This window comes from Rhodococcus sp. WWJCD1 (assembly GCF_002258735.1).
In the GTDB taxonomy this organism is placed as follows: domain Bacteria; phylum Actinomycetota; class Actinomycetes; order Mycobacteriales; family Mycobacteriaceae; genus Rhodococcoides.
Genome location: NZ_NOXY01000025.1, coordinates 37,036 through 55,766, shown reverse-complemented (window position 1 = coordinate 55,766; position 18,731 = coordinate 37,036). Strand labels below are relative to the sequence as shown.

15 protein-coding genes are annotated in these 18,731 nt (G+C 58.6%); 5 read left to right on the top strand and 10 right to left on the bottom strand.

What is annotated here, in order from left to right; translation table 11 throughout:
• Window positions 1-12 precede the first annotated feature (12 nt).
• Window positions 13-657, bottom strand: coding sequence for a VWA domain-containing protein (locus CH286_RS17510; RefSeq protein WP_094609925.1), 645 nt, complete (start codon window positions 655-657; stop codon window positions 13-15).
• Between the two features lie 79 nt (window positions 658-736).
• On the bottom strand, window positions 737-1,360 hold the full coding sequence (locus CH286_RS17505; protein WP_094610015.1) for a DUF4352 domain-containing protein: 624 nt from the start codon (window positions 1,358-1,360) through the stop codon (window positions 737-739).
• Window positions 1,361-1,525: 165 nt separating this feature from the next.
• On the opposite strand from CH286_RS17505, the gene CH286_RS17500 reads away from it, so the two are divergent.
• On the top strand, window positions 1,526-2,731 hold the full coding sequence (locus CH286_RS17500; protein WP_369597542.1) for a sensor histidine kinase: 1,206 nt from the start codon (window positions 1,526-1,528) through the stop codon (window positions 2,729-2,731).
• A 38-nt stretch (window positions 2,732-2,769) separates the two neighbouring features.
• Complete coding sequence (locus tag CH286_RS17495; RefSeq protein WP_094609923.1) at window positions 2,770-3,423, top strand: response regulator; 654 nt, start codon at window positions 2,770-2,772, stop codon at window positions 3,421-3,423.
• A gap of 121 nt (window positions 3,424-3,544) precedes the next feature.
• Here the strand turns inward: CH286_RS17495 and CH286_RS17490 are convergent, their stop codons facing one another.
• Window positions 3,545-4,099: a hypothetical protein gene (locus CH286_RS17490; protein WP_094609922.1), complete on the bottom strand. Its 555-nt coding sequence runs from the start codon at window positions 4,097-4,099 to the stop codon at window positions 3,545-3,547.
• A 96-nt stretch (window positions 4,100-4,195) separates the two neighbouring features.
• Entirely contained in the window at window positions 4,196-4,363 is a 168-nt protein-coding gene (locus tag CH286_RS27880; RefSeq protein ID WP_176458276.1) for a hypothetical protein, read from the bottom strand.
• A 468-nt stretch (window positions 4,364-4,831) separates the two neighbouring features.
• Here CH286_RS27880 and CH286_RS28265 point away from each other — a divergent pair, with 468 nt between their 5' ends.
• Together CH286_RS28265 and CH286_RS17480 are read left to right on the top strand one after the other, a co-directional pair.
• On the top strand, window positions 4,832-6,202 hold the full coding sequence (locus CH286_RS28265; RefSeq protein WP_255182698.1) for a hypothetical protein: 1,371 nt from the start codon (window positions 4,832-4,834) through the stop codon (window positions 6,200-6,202).
• Window positions 6,203-6,248: 46 nt separating this feature from the next.
• On the top strand, window positions 6,249-6,992 hold the full coding sequence (locus CH286_RS17480; protein WP_176458275.1) for an HD domain-containing protein: 744 nt from the start codon (window positions 6,249-6,251) through the stop codon (window positions 6,990-6,992).
• Window positions 6,993-7,927: 935 nt separating this feature from the next.
• On the opposite strand, the gene CH286_RS17470 is transcribed toward CH286_RS17480, so the two are convergent.
• Entirely contained in the window at window positions 7,928-9,094 is a 1,167-nt protein-coding gene (locus tag CH286_RS17470) for an HIRAN domain-containing protein (RefSeq protein WP_094609919.1), read from the bottom strand.
• 280 nt (window positions 9,095-9,374) lie between these two features.
• On the bottom strand, window positions 9,375-9,674 hold the full coding sequence (locus tag CH286_RS17465) for a nucleoside triphosphate pyrophosphohydrolase (protein ID WP_094609918.1): 300 nt from the start codon (window positions 9,672-9,674) through the stop codon (window positions 9,375-9,377).
• A gap of 18 nt (window positions 9,675-9,692) precedes the next feature.
• On the opposite strand from CH286_RS17465, the gene CH286_RS17460 reads away from it, so the two are divergent.
• Window positions 9,693-10,787 carry an HNH endonuclease gene (locus CH286_RS17460; RefSeq protein ID WP_094609917.1) on the top strand — a complete coding sequence of 365 codons (1,095 nt, stop codon included), beginning with the start codon at window positions 9,693-9,695 and terminating at the stop codon, window positions 10,785-10,787.
• 135 nt (window positions 10,788-10,922) lie between these two features.
• Here CH286_RS17460 and CH286_RS17455 read toward each other — a convergent pair whose 3' ends face one another.
• The 4 genes from CH286_RS17455 to CH286_RS17440 all read right to left on the bottom strand — a co-directional run bounded on the left by CH286_RS17455 (window position 10,923) and on the right by CH286_RS17440 (window position 18,698).
• The gene (locus tag CH286_RS17455; RefSeq protein ID WP_141215868.1) at window positions 10,923-11,672 is read right to left on the bottom strand and encodes a hypothetical protein; all 750 of its coding nucleotides are present in this window, start codon (window positions 11,670-11,672) and stop codon (window positions 10,923-10,925) included.
• Window positions 11,673-11,740: 68 nt separating this feature from the next.
• The gene (locus tag CH286_RS17450; RefSeq protein WP_094610013.1) at window positions 11,741-14,731 is read right to left on the bottom strand and encodes a Z1 domain-containing protein; all 2,991 of its coding nucleotides are present in this window, start codon (window positions 14,729-14,731) and stop codon (window positions 11,741-11,743) included.
• A gap of 33 nt (window positions 14,732-14,764) precedes the next feature.
• Window positions 14,765-16,288, bottom strand: coding sequence for an ATP-binding protein (locus tag CH286_RS17445; RefSeq protein ID WP_094609915.1), 1,524 nt, complete (start codon window positions 16,286-16,288; stop codon window positions 14,765-14,767).
• A 181-nt stretch (window positions 16,289-16,469) separates the two neighbouring features.
• Window positions 16,470-18,698: a 3'-5' exonuclease gene (locus CH286_RS17440; protein WP_094610012.1), complete on the bottom strand. Its 2,229-nt coding sequence runs from the start codon at window positions 18,696-18,698 to the stop codon at window positions 16,470-16,472.
• Window positions 18,699-18,731: the final 33 nt, after the last annotated feature.

Sequence of the window (18,731 nt, the reverse complement as noted above, 5' to 3'; positions counted from 1 at the left end):
CGCCGATCTCGCCTACTCCCCTCGGGCGCGCCTGCGATCTTCCGGGGTGAAAGCCAATACAGAACATGCATCGACACCAGCCGATCGCTTTCGATCCTGGTAATCCGCCACCGAATCGAAGGCTGCCGTCACACCGACCGACGTCGAGACGTACGTCATCGACTTGTCTCGCTGGAAGCCCAGATCGGTGCCCACCTCGACGGCGTCGATGTTCGATCCCAAGAACACGAAGTCCCAGCTGTACTCGGCCTCCTGCCGTTCGATCAGCTCTCGCACAGCAGAATTCGTCCACTCCCGGCTCGCGTTCTCGTGACCGTCGGTCATCACGAGCACCGTCACCGATTCGGGACGATCGGCCTCCGGTGTCGTGGCCAGACCCGCGCCGACCTCGCTGATGAACCGGCCGATCGCGTCGTACAACGCGGTGCTGCCCCGCGGCTCGAGCACGAGCGGAGCGACGTCCTCGATGGGCGCGTTGTCGTAGACCAGCTCGTACCGGTCGTCGAATTGCGCGAGCGTGACCACGGTCCGACCGGCGACCTCACGCTCCTTGGTGATCAACGAGTCGAATCCGCCGCGGGTGTCGTCGGCGATGGAATTCATCGAGCCGGACCGGTCGAGCAGTGCGGCGACGAGGGACAGCTGAGGGTTGGTCATAGTTTCCTCCTTCAGGTCGCAGCCGTAACTGCAACGAGTGAAATAGATTCGGCGAGAATGCAAGTGCTGTTCGCACCCATCATCGAAGGGCGACTGTCGTGCCGCCCGAGAACGCCGAATCGTGCAGCTCGATCTCGGCAGGCACGGTCCCGACGGGGACGTCGAACACGACGGTCGTGTCCAGCGCGTTGCCCGGGTTGATCTGTTCGTAGCCGATGCCCTCGTCGAGGTAGGCGGTCGCGAGGCTGTCGACGGAGTACTGCTTGCCGTCCGCGTCGAGCAACTTCTGCGAGGATGCGTCCAAGCTCTGTGCTCGGTCGCCGATGTTGCGCACGGTCATCGTCACCTGGACGTATTCGCCCTGTGCGGTCTGCGTCAGATACTCCGAACCGACTGTCGCGACGGGTGGTGCGACCGCGTTGACGACGAACTCGAACTTTCCGTCGCGTACCGGAACGCCGATTCCTGGACTACTCGGCTCGACCGGGGCCGCAGGAGCCGCTTCCTCCGACGCCGAGGATCCGGCCGGCGCGGGAGCTGTCGGGCTTTCCGACGAACCACCACCGATGAGCCGAATGAGGACGCCCAGCACGACGATCGCCAATATGACGGTCAGGATCTTGTGTCGGGCAAACCAACTCTTCTTCTGCTCGGGAGCGGGCGGGGCGTACTGGTGCTGGGGGTTCGGGTTGTGGTTGGTCATGTCGAAATTCCTCTCGTTGGGCGATGCATCAACCACACCGCAGTCGGCCCTGCCCGCGCCTCGGCTGACCGGTCGGTGCGCCTCCTCCTTTCGGTCGCATTCGGACAGTGATGCGGGCCGATAGGACGATTCGCGGTGTCGGTGCTCGGCCGTACGCTGCTGATCGTGAGCACGCATCGGACAGGCACCCTGCGCCGCAAAGCCTGGACTACGGCGGCGGTGGTCTTCAGCCTGTTCTGCTCGTTGATGACCGCCGGGTTAGCGGGCTCGTCCGGGACGCCGGGGTGGAACCTGGGCATCGGCGTCGCGCTCAATCTTCTGGCGGGCGTCGCCTTGATCTGGCGACACGAACGGCCATGGGTCGTTCTGGGACTGGCGTTGGCCGGGCCGCTGTTCTTCGCAACCGATGCGACGGCAGCGTTGATCGCACTGTTTGCCGTCGGTGCGTTCGCACGCACCAAGCCGCTGGCTTTGGCTGCCGTCGCGGTGTACGTCGCGTGCGGGGTGTCGCTGACGTACGACGCGCATCGCAGTCGGTACTACTCCGTGCTGACCCTCGGTTCGACGAAGGCCGAGGACGGATCCGTGCCGGCGGAGTGGGACGTCCCAGCGTGGATTCCGTGGGTCGTCGCGGCAGTGCTCGTCGGGTTGGTCGTGGGTGGAGCAATACTGCGCCGCACACGATCCGACCTCACGGAGGCCGTGGTCACGCGAGACAAGGTGACGGTGGAGTCCAACGTGCTTCGTGAGGAGATGCTGCTGAATGCGGAACGTGCCCGCATCGCCCGCGACATGCACGACACCCTCGCTGCCAGTCTCAGTCGCATCTCGTTGTTCGCGGGCGGAATGCAGGTCAACAGCGCCGATGGTCCCGAGAAGGTAGCCCAGACAGCGTCGATGATTCGGCAGACCGCGCACGATGCGCTCGACGAGCTCAAGCGCATCATCGGTGTGCTCCGCGGATCGGCCGACAACTCGGGCGGCGGCCGGCAGAGCGTCGAGGGCATCTCCGACTTGGTGCACTCGGCGCGAGACGCAGGCTTGCACACGTCGCTGATGCTCGACGTGACGCCCGGTGAGATCGGCGCTGCGAGCAGTCATGTGGCGTATCGGGTGGTGCAGGAGTCGCTCACCAACGCGCAGAAGCACGCCGCCGGTTCGACGATTCGGGTGGCGGTGCACGGATCCGATCAGGCTGGCCTTCGCGTGGACGTACGCAATCAGCTGATGGGACAACCGGCGTTTGCGCATGGGTCTGGGACGGGGTTGGCAGGATTGGCCGAACAGGTCCGCGGGGTGGGCGGCACGTATGCTGCCGGCGCGCAGCCGGGCGAGTTCGTGGTGTCGTGCTGGTTGCCGTGGTACTCCTGACGAACAGTGTCGGAGTCGCGTTCTAAGCTCAGCGAACCATGACAGCGCCAGCCGTGATCACAGTTCTGATCGTCGACGACGACCCCTTCGTTCGGCGCGGAGTGACCGATATCTTCGCGAAGACCCCGGACATTGCGGTGGTGGCCGACGTGGAGGACGGTGACCAGGTGTCTGCTGCAGTGGCGGCGTTCCGGCCGCACGTGGTGCTGATGGATCTTCAGATGCGACGGGTCGGCGGGCTGGATTCCACTCGCGAATTGATGGCGCTGGCCCATCCACCGAAGGTCATTGCGATGACGGCGATGGATGTGGACGATCTGGTGGTACTGGCCATCGAGGCAGGGGCGCACAGCTTCCTGAGCAAAAGCGAGGCACCCGAGACATTCCATCAGTCGGTTCGAGCGGTGGCATCCGGTAACACGTTGTTCAGTGAGGATTCGCTCCGGAAGATTGTGGCAACGTCGGTGTTGCCGGTGGCCCGGCAATCGGTGTCGATGGACGTGCTGAGCCCGCGAGAGCGAGATGTGTTGCGCATCTTGGCTACTGGTTCGACCAATGCGGACATCTCCTCGGAGCTGTACCTCAGCGAGACAACGGTAAAAACCCATATCTCCGGGATCTTCGTGAAGCTCGGTGTGCGCAATCGAGTCGAGGCGGCACTGGCTGCCTTCCGGGCGGGAATGGTCACGTGAGCGAGCCGAGCCAGAACCGCCGAGGAGCAATCGAATTCGCTGTGCACACGTCTTGCTTCGAACGAACGACGTGCCGCGAAAGGGCCCGTTTGTGCCGTTCTCTCGTCAGAGAGCCACACTGCTACTTCCGGGTCCCGAGTCCGGTGACGTCGAGAATCAACCCCAGAATCCAGAGCACCGGAATGGCTACCGCCACCGCGATGACTACGAGAAACACCGTTCCGACAGTCTCCAAATGCGTAAGAGCCCACCCCAACGCCATGAGCGCGAGCAACACCCCGACCGCGTAGACAGCGATACGGTCAAGCGTGCGGCCCCTGATCACCGGGCCACGGCCGAGGCGCCTCAATTCGCCCTTCGAGGTGAGTGTGTAGAGCCGAATACCGTTCTCACGCGCGAACTGTCGAGCCTCGGTGCTGTACCCGCCGTACGAGGTGTGAAGTCTGACTTTGTCCTTCATCCGATCGAGTAGATATACGTCCCGGTAGATGGCGTGCAGTGTGTCGACGTCGACGGGTCTCGAAGAGACTGTTCCTCGTCCGATCACTCTCTTTCCGTCGATGTGAAAGGTCTGATCCGCAGCGCCCTTGCGAGTGCTGGCGTCGGCGAATCCCAACTTCTGCACACTGCGCCGGACGGGCTCTCGGACATCGCGGCGGGTCAGCGGCACATTCATGACGGGAAACTCTTCCTGGACGACGATCGTAGTTTGATCTCGAGATCGTAACGGAGCCGACCGACGCGCTAACGCAGCGTCGAGATGTTCGCAGGGTCAGTCGTACGTGACCAGTGCGCAATGATCCTCGCCGAACTCGCGCGCTCGCAGCCGGCGCTTGACGGTCGGCGCACTGGTGCGGTGCGTGAGATCCCACCAACCGTCGGGCTGCAGCGTCCAGGTGTATCGGTGCCCGTTCCACGTGGTCTGCACCTCGATGGTCACCGGTCCATGATGCACCAACCGCCTCGGCGCGTCGACGTTGTCGAGCTCCCCTACTGGCTGATGGCTCGTCCACTGGATCTCCCGCCACCGGTCCAGCGTGAACTAAGGTCGGCAGTACTGATACTCCTTATCGACCGCGGACAATCATCAAAGCGTGCAGCTCAGCTCATAGCGCTTTGATGCCGAGTACTGTTCTCTTGTCAAGATTTTCGGTCCAAATCGGGCGGTTGGCGTAGACGTGCATGGTCGCGGAAAGCGCAGTTACCGCACCGTCAGGATTGGACCCCCACGTTCAGTTGACTCGTGGATTTGTGGTGCGTCCCCAGTTCACAGGGGACGCACCACAGGCATCTTCGACAAACCTGTCGGTGCCCTCGTGTACACATGAAGATGCAGGCAGTCCGGTAGTCCGGGCTCCGAATTCGCCGACTATCTCGGCAACACCTTCGCTCTACACAGAGGAGAACTATGGAACAAACACGCCTAGGGCCCAACGACATACCCGCTGGAGATCCCGGATTCATGGTCGTTATCGAGGTCGACCATCCGTTGTCGGACCTCACGCCCCAATGTCACACCGATCTCCTTCGCAGCGTCGACGTCCAGTCCGCACTAGTAGAGGAGTCCGCGTTCGGGAATGCCCGGGTTGTCTTCCACACCGCCCACTGTGGATGGTGGGACGCGGGACGTCTCGCCCTCCGAACAGAAGAAAACGTCCGCCTGACGTGGCCGACTGTCGGGATTGAAATCTTCCGCGCAGACGTGTGGGAGGACGAACCGTTCTTCGACCACGAGCCTCTGGGCCTGGGTGACCTGCCCGAGTGGTGCCTTCGGAGCGATCCGCGACGCAACTCGACGGTGATCGTGGAAGTCGAGCCCGAAGGCGAGGTACCTCCACGCCTCCGGGACTCCGACCTGGTGAACGTCATTTACACGCGGCGGGACGCACGGTCGAGTCGTTCCTCTATCGGCCGACCACAGATGATCGTCGAGCAGCACTTCCATCCCGCCAGCGCCGCGATGTCGACGGCCAAACCCGCAATTTCGATCGGCATGAATCGATCGATTACCCGCATTCGATCCGTGCGATCCGATGTCTATCGCGCCGAGGTTTCACTTCGCGCGACAGCCAACAGGCCCGCCGCGATGCCGCAGATTCCGGACTGGCAGTACAACCTCGACGACGAGGGCTATCGATATGTCGTGGTGACCGACCTCCGAGTCCGGCTGGAGGGGTGGAGTGTCGAAAGTATGGATGCCGACGAGACCGTGACGCGAAGTGACTTCACCTTCGGTTCCATCTGGGCCGATCAAAGTGGGCGCATGAACAGTACCGACGACGGCTGGTTGAAAGACGTGTGGGAAGCGCCGGTCGAACCCGGTTCACTCGTCCGTGCGTTCATCGTCGATGGCCGACGGCTGGAAGTCGATCAATGGGACTCGTTGGCTGCGTGGATGATCGAGTCGCTGTACGACAAGCCGGTCGGATTCATCGTCGAGGTGGGCCCCAGCGACTATGTTGCCGACTCCACCGATGACGCGCCGGTAGTGTGCTCACAGCTGGTCGTCCTGACCGACGGTGTGATGATGCTCAGACGCTCGCGGACCGAACTCGGCCACCTACTTCTTTCGGACTATTCGTCCGCAGGCCTGCCTCTCGACGAGTGGCAGAACGACGGCCACTTCGAGGACTGCACCGACGGATACCTGTTCACCAAGGACATTCGCCTGGCAGCGCGGTCGTGTATCGCGTGGATCCGAGTCAATGCCGGCGTCAACACGACCGGCAACATCGGTTGTTCCTACCGATTCGCCGACGAGCTACCCCGATCCTCGTGACGCACCATCGAGCAACTACTTTCACCCAATACCGACAGGAGACAAAATGAAGAATCTTGGATCTATCTACCGCGCAACCAAGCTCAAGGACATGGACTCAGCTGCATTGGTGTTCGCCATCCTTCACCAGACCGACACCGACCGAGTCGACCGAACGCAACTTCACAGTGCCCTCGAGTTGGCGACGGCCGCTCACCTGTCCCAAAAGCGGATTGGGCGTGCCGCATACCCTGTAGACCCGTACATCGTGCATCCACTCAGGAACGTCTTGCGCCTGATCAGGCTCGGTTGTACCGACACCGATGTTCTCAGCGCTACGGCGCTGCACGACACCGTCGAGGATCAACCCCGGGAGATCGTCTCGATACTCGACGAGTCACGGCTGACGGACGGATCGAACCAACAAACGGCACTGGACCTCATCACCGAGAACTTCAACGCAGAGACCTCCAGACTGGTTGCCGCAGTCACCAATCCGCCCACCGATGCCGTGCTGTCCAAGGCCGAAAAGAACGCGGCCTACGCCGCGCACGTTGCTGACGTCATCAAGGACCCCAAGGTCTTCCTGGTCAAGTTCGCCGACTTCGTCGACAATGCCGGGAGTGTGCAGTACCTCGAAGACGATGCGAAGCGAACGAAACTTGCGGCAAAGTACGCGCCAGCCGTCGCGGTCTTTGCCTCAGCCTTCGACTCCAACCGTGACGGACTGCACTTGCCCCAGCACGGTCTCGATGCAGTGGATGCTCGGCTGACGGCGTTGTCCGAGAGGATGACCGCTGATGCAGGCTAGTGGGGTCCTTCTCCGCAACAGCAGCAACTATTCACCGAAGCCCACCGTCGGTGCCGGCCGCGTAACCACTTTTTCTCCCATAACCTGTTCACTGAGGAATCTACTCAGTTTTTGAGGGTCTGGTTCGACGCGTTCCGCGTCCAAGACATATTTCCATGTCGAATGGTCCGCGGGGTCTGCGAACCGGATGAAACCGACTCCGTGAGCTGCCGCGACGGACCGTACAGCCTTGATGTCACTACGTAAGGCCGCTGACAGATGGGCCGGAACATGGACGGCGACATACGCATGCGTGGCGGCCCGACGGTGAGCCACAGCTTCATAGACGGCTGAAACGTCTATGGCATTGAAAGGTTTGACCTCGATCGTCGACACTTCGAGAAATTCACCAGGAACGTACTTGAATTTCCGAAGGCGAACAACGGTGGCGTCAGGCCGCGACCACCGACCGCCGGTTCTCTTGGAGCCGGAGTTGGCGGTATCGTGCACACCCGCCGGTGGTATAGATTCCGATTCTATTTGCCAATACTTTCTCAGGGTTTGCACGACTGGCCCGTACAGGGCCGACTCTTTCGTTGAGGCGGGAACGAATTCCCACGGTTGGATATCGTTGCCGTTCGCGTCTCGCGTAACCCATCCAGGAGGCGGGCTCACTCTTTTCAGGCTGCCGCGGTGGCCTAGAACGACCAACCCCAACTTCAGGAGTTCCTCCTTGGCCTCTACATATCTCTGCGGGGTCCACCTGAGCCGGGCTGCGAGCGATGTATGACCCGGCGGCGGGTCCGGGCTGTGCAGCAGACTGAGCAACTCATTCGAGTCGAGCTCCATCAGGTATTTTGACGGCAATCGTTCATCCATTCATAAGGCGGTTTTTAACGTACTCTCACCGGATCGGTCGTTATCGCCCTCGGGGTGGCCAGACCAGACTCGCGTCATCAAGATAGAGTTCGCATCGATCCGACCGTCGCCCGGTATTCGTTCGCCAGCGAGAAGTCCGAGTCTTCGATGCCAGCGACTGCGTTCGCGATCAGTTCCGAGTGGTCCTGCAAAACTGTAGCTTTGACCGAACTATCCGTCACCACAGGTTCTTCGATGTCATTTCCTACCGCCGACGTTGCAGCGCGGAGCAATTTGAGCGCTTCCTTCTGCTGCCAGGGTGTCAGCGGTTGCGACGTCACCAGGTCGATGACGAACGTCCGAGTCACCAGCGTCACCGCTGCCGACTGCACAGATGATGCACCGAGAACTGGCGTGCGACGGGGCCGGTCCAGTGTAATGACCGTCCGGGGTTCTCCAGCCAAGAAGTCCCCAGGCAGCTCATGGGCTTTCAACGCCGTTAGTGACACCTGGGCCGAAACGGACGACCCCTTGAACCAACCGCGGCCGACAGTGACCAATCCTCGATCTGCGAGATGGCGAACCGCGGGCAGAAACTTTGCACTGGTCTGCGGCGTCAGCTGTCCGATGCGGTGACCCTCTACGCGTACCTCGACGAGCTTCTTCTCGGTCTTCGCTGTGCTGATGTCGATTTCGTGCAACGTGACCAGCAGTTCGAGCTCACCCTCCGGCTCGACGAAATGCCGGAGGATCTCGAAATGCTCGTCGACCTTCGTCACCTGAACCGAGTATCCGTGCGGCAACATCGTGTACGGCACGTCGGGAGGTTCGTTGCCAGGAATAATCAGGTGTGGCTCGCTGAGTTGCACGTCGATGTTGATGGCCAGATCGACTGGGCTACCCGGCCTGTCATCCCACCGGTTTTGGTCGTAAGCGCGAATGGTCGCAGGCACCGTCGGAACGAGTCCTCGATCGATGAGGCCAATCAGCCGACTATGGAACAGAATTGCCCGCTCACGAGCCAGGTAGCCGATCAAGTAGTTCGACGCCCGAACTGACACAGCGTATCGATCGTGCGGATTTCCGGGCTCAGGGATCAACTCGACCGTGCGTCGAACGGTTGAGCCCGACGGGTCGAAGTCCGAACCCAAGGTGGCTCGGATTGCATCGGTATAGGCGTGGACACCGACAACTTCTTCGTTGCACCAGTCTCCCCGGCCGCCCCACAACGGGTAGGGCTGCCACTGCCCACCTGCATTGCCCATCGAAAGTCTCCTCGTCTCGCCGAACAGGCAGCACGCTATCCGACCGGACGTACACAGCAGCACTGAACCACCCAAGCGTTCTGATTGACGTCATTCGTCCGAATGAATCGATCGCCGCGACTGGGAACGATCACCGTGAGGAGCCCAAGTGGGCCATCCCCTTTCGCTCAAGCGACGGCGTCAGCAAGGCGGCCATACAGATCGTTTCCCACCCTTGCATCATGTCCGACTGTCACCGTCGGCATCCGCAGCTTGTCCAACGCAGCGCAGTGAACAGCCGCTACTCCAGCCAGATCCGCTGCTCGAAGCCACCGCGCTCCGCCCGTTTGTCCGCAGCTAGGTTGTCGAGAGCCTCGTCGCTCAATCCGAGATGCGCGGCGAGTGCACGGACGACCTCAAGGACGTCGGACAGCTCCTCAGGCCGGTTTTTCGGCGTTGCGTGACGAAACTCGTGCGCTTCTTCAAAAAGCTTGTTGATCAACGCATTTCCATAATCCTCAGCCTCAAGGGTTCGATATTTCGGGACACGACCCGAGGCTTCTATGATCGACGGAATCAAATCACGAACAAGTTTTCCCATGATCAGTAGTGTGCAGGTGTGTCTACTCCCTCGCCCACTGATCCCCTGACACTTGGGCAGCACCTGGTCAGCGTTCTCGACTCCGGCGCACGCGTCGCCACCTACAAGCTGGCCGTGTTGGTCGCTCTACTCGAATTCTCGGTCGAGAACGTTCCCGATGACCATAGTTCCGCCGTGGACGTCGATCTCGACGACTTGGCCGAGCGCGTCGTCGGTCTCTACTGGCGACAGGTACGTGACTTCGACGGTCACTACCTCCGCCAGTCCACACAGGCCACAGCGACCATTCCAGACAGTGTCCGCGACTTTGCCCGAGCTACAGCTACGGCCGGCCGAGAAACACCCCTGGACATCGCTGCACGGAAAAACCCCGGTCTGTTCCGCGAGATGATCAAAAAGGTGAAGCTCGTTCTCGCCCAACAGCCGCTGTGTCGCCTGCAGCGGGTGCCGGGCGGGTATGCAGGTGCGTCTTTTCTGTACGACGACAGTTGGATGACCGCCAAGATGGGAATGACCGCCGTCATGGCCCATGGCAACCGGATCACGCTGTATCCGGGAGTGTGCTTCGCACTCGCGCGATTGGCTTCGCTGCTCAAGCCTGCGATGATGCTGGCATGGGTCGACGACGTCCGGCGAAAGAATAGCTTCCTCGACGAGGACGTGCCGGATCTGGAAGGCCACCTGTTCGGCAACAGCCGAATCGCGCTTGTACGTCCCAAAGCTGCGCTGATAGAGGCCTTCGGTCCGTCATGCTTTTACTGCCCGACGCGGGTGGGAGCGGAGGCTCATGTCGATCATGTACTTCCATGGTCGAGGGTCGGGATCGACGGTCTCGCGAACTTGGTGTTGGCTTGCCCATCCTGCAACACAAGCAAGTCCCAGCTGTTGCCCGCGCGATCACACGTCCTACGTGCGCTCGACCGCGGCCGCGATTCCATCACCGAATTGGCTGCAACCATCGATTGGCCGGTGCAATTCGATCGAGTGGTCACATCAGCACGGGGGCTGTACGCCAGCCAGCCGACGAGCTCCCCAATATGGCTGGGCCGAAACAAGATCACCGCTCTACAGGTCGATTTCGCTTGGATGGAGGGATACAGCTTCGACCTATAGACATCGCCGAGTAGCCCTCTTCGACGTACCCAGAAAAATGGGTCCAAAGTCATCCGTGCTCGGCCTGTCTGCACCGTTTTGGTCGTTCTACGTGCCGACGACTCTTCAAGCGAACAGCTGTTGACACCACAATTTTCAAAACGCGGACGTCACCACTTGGACCGTTCCGTCGAAGTGGCTACCCGGCTCCGCGTCGGCCGGGGCATAGTTGTAGCGATACCTTGCCGGCTCCGCAAGACGATCCTGCACAGATTGCGAAGTGATAGGTCCGACTGGGAATGCGGTTACGATCTGAACATCATCCCCGGACACCGAACCGTATAGCAGCGCAGTCGAATCGGTCATGCGGTCACGGATGTAGACGGTTCGCATCCGCCGACGCCAATCGACGACCTCGTCGACTGCCAACACCGTCCCGCTGTCTGCAGTGGGACTGGTCAATATCGGCAACACAACTGACGCGACACGTTCCATCAGCGGCAACGCGGATGCAGTTGGGATAAAAAACGACGACTCGAGCCCGAAAGCCTTCGCGAGATCAGCGGTCAACCACCTTCCCCGCTTCAGGCCGTACGGAGTTTCGACCGAGGACAGCAAATAGCCGTAAACGTGCATGAGTCCCGCGTGCCCAATGGGGAAGTCGAACGCACCGGATACGCCATAATGCAACCAGGAGAACACACGTTCGCTGAACACGGGCCCTTGTACGTTGTCATCGATAACGGTGGACGAGGCCCACTTCGCCATTTCGACTTCATCGGACCTCGACTCCGCAACCTGTTCGCCAAACCAATAGGCATCCGGGTCCCAATGGATAGGGCTGCCATCGACAGACTCATTGATAGCCTTTTCGAGACGGGTGAGTACCGGCGATATGCGCTCCACGTGAATTCCGATCACAGTAAATACCACGGTGCAAGCCCATGACGACTCGGGACCATAGTCGATTAATTTTATACGGAACTGAAACCTATACGTCCCCTAGGTGCTGACGCCTTGGGCGGCGCGTATCCGAACAGCGTGGCGATATCACCAGTGTCCACCGGATCTGTTATCAAACTTGGGTCCGAGCCGACAGCTAGATCCGCTGCGTAAGTCAGCAGCAGCGCGCCCGTCGTGCCCGTAGAGAGCTTGTCCGCCTCGTCGCCACCCGTATTGAACCGTCCTCCAGCAATATGCTCAACCGGCTGTCGCTGCCTGAAGGAATTTCCTGAGAAACCAGGACGAGCCGACAGTGACGCGGGATCGACGTTACGACGCTTACGTCGGATTACTGGAATATCGATCGAAACTCCCTCGACTCGAAAGGTACGAGGGTTGTTGAGGACGGGAAGTAAAACGGCAAAATCGGTAATGGTCGGCGACGCACCTAGTATTTGTTTCTCAAGAAAGTCCAGGTCAGCACCAAAATCCCACCCATCCGCCCAAGTAAATTTTTTCAGCGCGTCCAGTATCTCAATTGCGGGGACCGAAGCCACATATGCATCAAAAGTTTTGTCTCCAGTCTCGCCTTCCACGACATCCTCCAACTCAAAGTAGTGGAACGTTGAAACTTCACCGCCGAATCTCTTGAGGATAGGCAAAAATGCTTCGAAATGAGATCGGTTAAAGGAACCATCGCCACGCTCAGGGTGACGCATGAAGTCCGTCATAACTCCACCCTTGCCGCGAGTAGTCAGACGCGCATGGTACATCTTGTTTGCTGCCGCCGGACGGAGCCAAGGGAGTTGCTGAAAAACGAGCGGTCTCACATCTATCGGTCGCAGTGTTGGTATGCCATCTTCGTCGATCTCGGAGAAGTCGCTCAATTCTTTGCGAAACGTATCCTCATCACTGGTGATTGCCTCGAACGCCTCATAGAGGTCGAAAGATCGACCTTTACCATCCACAACATTGCTTGCGATAAAAAGCCGCACCAAGTCACGGTACCCCGGCCGGAACCCGAACCAACGTCCCGCTTGCATCATGGTGTCTGCGCTAATCGAACGACGCATGTAGTACGAGATTGTCAAGCCTTCGACGGTAAACCCTCGGCTCAGTTTGGTGCCACCCACAAGAATTTTCCAGACACTTCCGCCCTGAAAGTCGAGCTCCGCTTGAGCATAGTCGCTGTTATTGTCACCATTCACCACGATAATCGGATGACCACTCGCGATCTTATCGACAGACCTGCCGATGAACTCTTTGAGCTCGTCGAAACTAGCCGGCATCCTGCCTTTCTCCAGAGGACGCGATTGTGAAACCGGATAAAAGTCGTCCTCCCACAGGTTCTTCAACCGACTTAGACCACGAGGCTCGCTGTAGCCGCTGGAATTCCAAAGCTTCTTCAAATCCAGCCTAGTTTTGTCGTGCTCAGTCTTTTTCACACTTTCATGCACGAGCATCGTATGGTGTTTGAACTGCTTCGATCCGTGAGCCTCACGAAAAAGCTTTATGGCTCCGGTAAGCACGAAGGAGTCGAGCGCGGCCTGACGGCTGGACTTAGACTGCGCCAGGTTAGCGATATCGACCTTGCGTACTCGAGCAAGCTCGTTCGAGTTTCCAATGTCTTTCGCATCTTCGTCGGCATTTTCTAGATCGTGAAAATCTGCCCCACCCATGTAGTCTGCTGGGCGATCGAGACTTATGATGAAGTCGCGCGGAAACAGCTGCTCCGGACTCTCAGCATCGATCAAAACGTTTGCGTAAGGCGTGGCCGTGTAAGCCAAGTACTGAGCTCGCGGCATAGCACCTAACAGATTTACAATTGCTTGGTTAATCGCCGTCTTGTCGTTGACGGAATTTGTTCGCGGGTTCAGAGTATTCACTGATGCCTGATCAGCCTCATCATCCAGAATAACCGCAGAAAGTTCCTCAAGACGGCCGACCTTGGAAAGATCGGACAGTAGTCGCTCCAGCACGGTTTTATTCTTTTTCACCACTGCCAATCGTACGTTGACGCCCTGCACGTTGACCTCAGAGTAACTCGCAGCCTGAATATCTACGAGCTCACCATTGAGGCGTGGATCGAGTAGCGATAGTTTCGAATTCCCGAGCTCTTCGTAGTCTTTCAGATACGAAGTCAAACGTCGAATTGCTGGAATTGAAGGATCTGTATACGGATTGACGCTGTGAGATAGGAAATCCGGCCAGTCTTCGTCACTCTGTGCATAGTACTCTGCCGCTTCCAACGTTGCCCGGGTCACGTCGTCTGTGGCAGCAATTATATTTTCTTTTCCTACAAGCTCCATGTCCAACCGTCGCTGAGTTTGACTTCGAAGGAGCTCAATTGTACCCGTCAAGACAATAATCAGCTTATAACCTGCGTCAACAGCCTTAGCAATGACACTTGTAAAATTCGCCGTTTTCCCGCTTTGTACGTACCCAACGACTAGGCCCTTAGCCTGGAAATATTCCGTTCGGCGCGGATCCGCCAGTAGACCTACGATCTTGTCGGTCGATTCATCAATGTCATTGACAACGGAAGGATCCCATCCCTTATCGATCAAAGATCGATAGTAAGCCTGACGATAGAATTCGTGCTCCGCTTTGCGATCTGATGTGTACCACGCGTCCCAGGGCTTCCCGCCGCTTATAACAATTACGCCGCTCTTCTTTGCTAACGGAAATTTCGCGTCGAGGTTGGGAAAGTCAAGCCCGCCCAATCCCAGCTGACCGTATACGAAATGACGACGTTCCCTCGAAAGGGGTTCGGTGGAGTTAGACCAAGACTCCGTCGAAGAATCCCACTGCTTGAGGCGTGCAACGAGTCGAGGGCGAACTAAGCTACTAGCTGAGTCGTCGAGCAGCAGCTCGACTATGTCTTCGACTTCTAGATTGAGGCCTAGCGAACGCGCACAAACGCGGGTTATTTCGTCGATCAGATCGTAGGGTGGCAATCCAGACTGTGCATCGATTTGCGCTACCGCGACCTTTACAAGTTGCGTAGTTTGAGCATCGTTCATGAGCACCTTTCCAATCCAGAATTTTCATTACCGCTAACTTGAACTTCGCGCCAACTCGTCTTCCGCAGCATCGGTCAAGATGGCCTGCCATATTTCAACATTATCTTTCGCTTTTGAACCAAAAGCCGATCCCCTGAACACTTCCTCCATAAGCAGGTATAAGGAGGCCTTCAAAAGAGGCGCATCGTTCATTCCGGAGCGACGCCCCGTTGACAAAATTTTCCTATATCTCTCATTCAACCAGAGCGTTTGCTCTGCGCGATCCACCTCGAAGAATTCGCCTGTACTGATGGACTTCCAGCGCACCTGGACCGGTGGACGCGGTGCCGAATCCTCATACTCTTCTTCTATTGCCCGTTTTACCGCTGGCGAGAATCCGGATCCTGGACGGACTACCGCTTCCCTCTTACGTGACCTAACGTTGCCGGTGCGGAATACCGCCTCGGACTCATTCAAGTAGTTCGAGAATGAGACCCCGCTCTCTGAGACCGCTCTTTCGACTGCATGCCCGAATTCCGGTCGCGGCTGGACGCTGCTTTTTTCCATATTCATGTCGAAGACTTCGGGTAGAGTGTCGATGTCAAGTTCCACCCGAGCAAGCTGTGTACGGCGGCCATTCGTAAAAATATTCTTCCATCCGCCGGCTTCCAGCAACCTGTCGTTTCTGTAAAAGTAGAAGCCCTGCCTCTGAACGGGGTCTTCATCCAGACGGAACTCCAGCGCCTGACTTCGAGCGGGCCATAGGTGCGCCGTAGCGGTGATAGCAGCGGGGCCGACTTCAACTGAGAATCTCATTGGGTACCGGCCATCTCCGCTGCGCCGATAAGCGAAAGGGTCGACTGCATCAACGATCCTCGGCGCTCCAGCGGTGCCGGTATCCGCGTCGTACACATCTATCGATATTTGCATATTCCGCTTTTTAATCAACCGATGCATAACAAAGCCCAGATGAAATCTCAAGCTGTCGACGGTCCTTGATAGGTACTCGTTTACGACGTCTTCGTTCGTTCCGCTCGGGAAAGTTCGCACGTTGTCCCAGCGAACCATAGTCCCAAATTTCGAGTCAACAGATTCGAGGGCAAGGTCGAGTTGTTCGGCGCACTGAGAGCTTTCCAGAACTTCGCATTCAAAGTTTTGAACACCTTGGCGAGACCAACGTCGTCCCGCGGTGTGGTGCGTCTTATCGAATTGGTCCCTGGCGATAACTGTCAAGGATTCGGCTTGACTGAAAGACGCGGCCTTGAGCCCCATTCCATAGTGTCCAAGTGATGACCCGTCGTAGTGATGACGCCGACCAACCGTCATCGCCGCGTCAATCGCCTGCTCGCTCATTCCGAAGCCGTTGTCGATGATCAGCAGTGAAGAGGGTCTGCCCTTGCGTAACATGAAACGGACAACAATCCTGTTAGCGGTTGCGTCCAGACTATTATCAATCAGGTCTGCAACTGCGGTATTCAGAGTGTGGGATAATCCAATAGCTGCCATTACAGCCGGATCGGGTGGCAGAACCCGCATCTCTACGGCTTCTAAGACGGTGTTCATCGAAGGCGTGGTCATTTCACCGAGCCCGCAATGTTGTCGAGTACGCGACCGAAAGGAGGTGCGAGTCGTTGACGCGTCGCTGGCAATTCAGGGCATCTCCCAACCGGTGGTCACCTTGAACACGGCCCCGACTCCGCATCCTCTTCGCTCATTCTTATCACAACCTAATGAGATTGGGCGGCGAACCCTCGACTCCTCATTCAACGGCACTTGGTAAGAGCGAACTCGCCTTACCAGTCCACACCACTACCAACTCGTCTCTTGCGCGAGTAGCTGCTACGTACAGCAATGACCTCTCACGCTGCAAGGCGTCCTCTCGCTCCCCCTCGGGCAAGGAGTCGATGATGTAAGAACGAGGAACCGAGTTCTCGCCAACTCCCACCAGGACTACCTTTGCGAACTCCATGCCCTTGGCGCGGTGCATTGTCATGACCTGGGGAGTTCCCTTCGCAGAGGCGGAACCCCGATCGACGAAGGTAGCCCGCACGTTTCGTTCACCGAGTGCACGCGGAAGCGACTGACCTTCCTTCTTTGTCGATACGAGCAATCCGATCGACTCCGGATCTGTACCGGCCTTGATCCAGTCCTCGACGAGCTCGGCAACAACCTGGTACTGCTCGGTGAGGTTGGATACCTCCAGTTGGTTCGGCTTCGGCCCGCTACGGGCCGACCGGTACCCCTCCGACGACTCGATCTGGTCCCCGAGGTCCGTGAACTCAGTTCCCGCTAGGATTCCCAGCGCAAAATGCAGGTTCTGCTCAGTGGTGCGGTAGTTCAGCGTCAGCCGCCGCGAGCGGCCCACGATATTGATTCCGTAACGCCCGAGAACTACCCGCTGCCCGTAGATTCGCTGGTGAGTGTCCTCGGCAAAGAAGAGGTCGTTCTTGCCCTCGGGTACAAGAGCTCTCAGTAGCAGAAACCTACTTGGGCTCAGATCTTGCGCTTCGTCGACGAGTACGTGGTCCGCCAAATCACTAGTGTCGTCGCGCAACACAGTCGAGGCAATCGCGGCGCGCTCCTCGTAATCAGTCGAACCCGACGCGGCAGAGGATGCTCGGTAACCAGCGATGACGTCCCACACCGCGTTTCGCTTCGCTCTGTTCAGAGACACCCCTCGTCCAGTTCGCTTCACACGTAGATAGTCTTCGCGAGTGGTGACAAGGTTCGGCAGCACGATGAGGCTGTACTCGGCTTCGAAGAACGAGTCCACTTTGAGATCGCTTGGCAGATCGACGCCGTATGTCGCGATCGCCTGCTTCCACGCATCCTGGGCCTGGCTCTTGAAGACCTCCGCAGTGCGGGGGCCGAGAACCCCTGCGACTGCACCGTTCCCGGAGGCTTCGCCCCCGAGCGCGGCCTCGTACTTGTGGAGCACGCGGGTCGCGATGGAGTCGACTCCCGAGATGAACACGCCGGACTGACCCAGATCGGTTGTTAGAGGAACCGACGCATCCAGTTGACGAAATTGTGATCGCAGGCTTTCGGCAAGGGTTGAACCGTAGGTGGTGAGCACAATCCGCGCTGCCGGATTCTTTCGGTAAAGCTCGCGTGCGCGATGCAGGAGGACGACAGTTTTGCCAGTTCCCGCTCCACCCGTCAGGCGGAATGGCCCGTTGGTGTCACGGCCCGCGTAGGTTCGCTGCTCCGGGTGCAGGAAGATGCGCCACGCCGCGAAATCCGGCCGCTCGATCGCTTCGCGGAGTTCATCGTTGTCCTCGATGAAAGCAAACTCCATCTGCGCAGCGGGATGCCGCAGTGCCTTGAGCAGCTTGTCGTCATCGGTGCCCTCGTCCGAAGTATCGGTGTCGAGGATGTACTTGTCCTTGATGTCGGTCAGAGACGTACCCGTGAAGATATCCACGAGGGCGGTGCCTTGCCAGGTCGCCGGTGCCGACTCGGCATACTCGAGCAGCGCGTCCGGGTCGTTGATGTCCAATGCGCCCGCGGCAAAATCGTGATCCATCCCTAGATCGGCCAGATGCTCTACCGTGAATTCCCTCTCCCGCAAGGTTTTCTGGGCGTGGGAGTCAGGAAGCTCCAGCGCCTCGGCCCGTGCAGCCGTCACCGTTGGGGCGACGAAAACGGGCGGAGGATCCTCTGCCGGCAACAGTTCAGCCACACCGTTGCGCGGGTTGATCGTCATTCGGCGAGTCTGAGCAATCTTGATTGCCTCGTCGTGCTGAAACGTTCCGATGAAGACGTAGGACGCCTCCTGCCCACTCCCCTGAAGTTTGAACAACACTGCTCGGTTGGACAGGTCCACGCGGCCAGTTCGCGCGCGGGGATCAGCTGAGTTGTTGATCGGCTCGATGTGCAGACTCTTGTTGTCGTCGTTCGCTGACAACTTCGCAAGGAATGCGTAGGTCGCTTTGTGGAGACTTCCATCGATCTTGTCCAGCCCACGACCGATCACAATCTGGGGCACTGAGTCGCCTTCCTTCTGAACCAACGGTCAACT

Coding starts and splice junctions, on each gene's coding strand:
- CH286_RS17505 (WP_094610015.1), bottom strand. CDS start 1,360: ATGACCAACCACAACCCGAACCCCCAGCACCAGTACGCCCCGCCCGCT.
- CH286_RS17495 (WP_094609923.1), top strand. CDS start 2,770: ATGACAGCGCCAGCCGTGATCACAGTTCTGATCGTCGACGACGACCCC.
- CH286_RS28265 (WP_255182698.1), top strand. CDS start 4,832: ATGGAACAAACACGCCTAGGGCCCAACGACATACCCGCTGGAGATCCC.
- CH286_RS17445 (WP_094609915.1), bottom strand. CDS start 16,288: ATGACCACGCCTTCGATGAACACCGTCTTAGAAGCCGTAGAGATGCGG.
- CH286_RS17510 (WP_094609925.1), bottom strand. CDS start 657: ATGACCAACCCTCAGCTGTCCCTCGTCGCCGCACTGCTCGACCGGTCC.
- CH286_RS17470 (WP_094609919.1), bottom strand. CDS start 9,094: ATGGGCAATGCAGGTGGGCAGTGGCAGCCCTACCCGTTGTGGGGCGGC.
- CH286_RS17490 (WP_094609922.1), bottom strand. CDS start 4,099: ATGAATGTGCCGCTGACCCGCCGCGATGTCCGAGAGCCCGTCCGGCGC.
- CH286_RS17480 (WP_176458275.1), top strand. CDS start 6,249: ATGAAGAATCTTGGATCTATCTACCGCGCAACCAAGCTCAAGGACATG.
- CH286_RS17465 (WP_094609918.1), bottom strand. CDS start 9,674: ATGGGAAAACTTGTTCGTGATTTGATTCCGTCGATCATAGAAGCCTCG.
- CH286_RS17450 (WP_094610013.1), bottom strand. CDS start 14,731: ATGAACGATGCTCAAACTACGCAACTTGTAAAGGTCGCGGTAGCGCAA.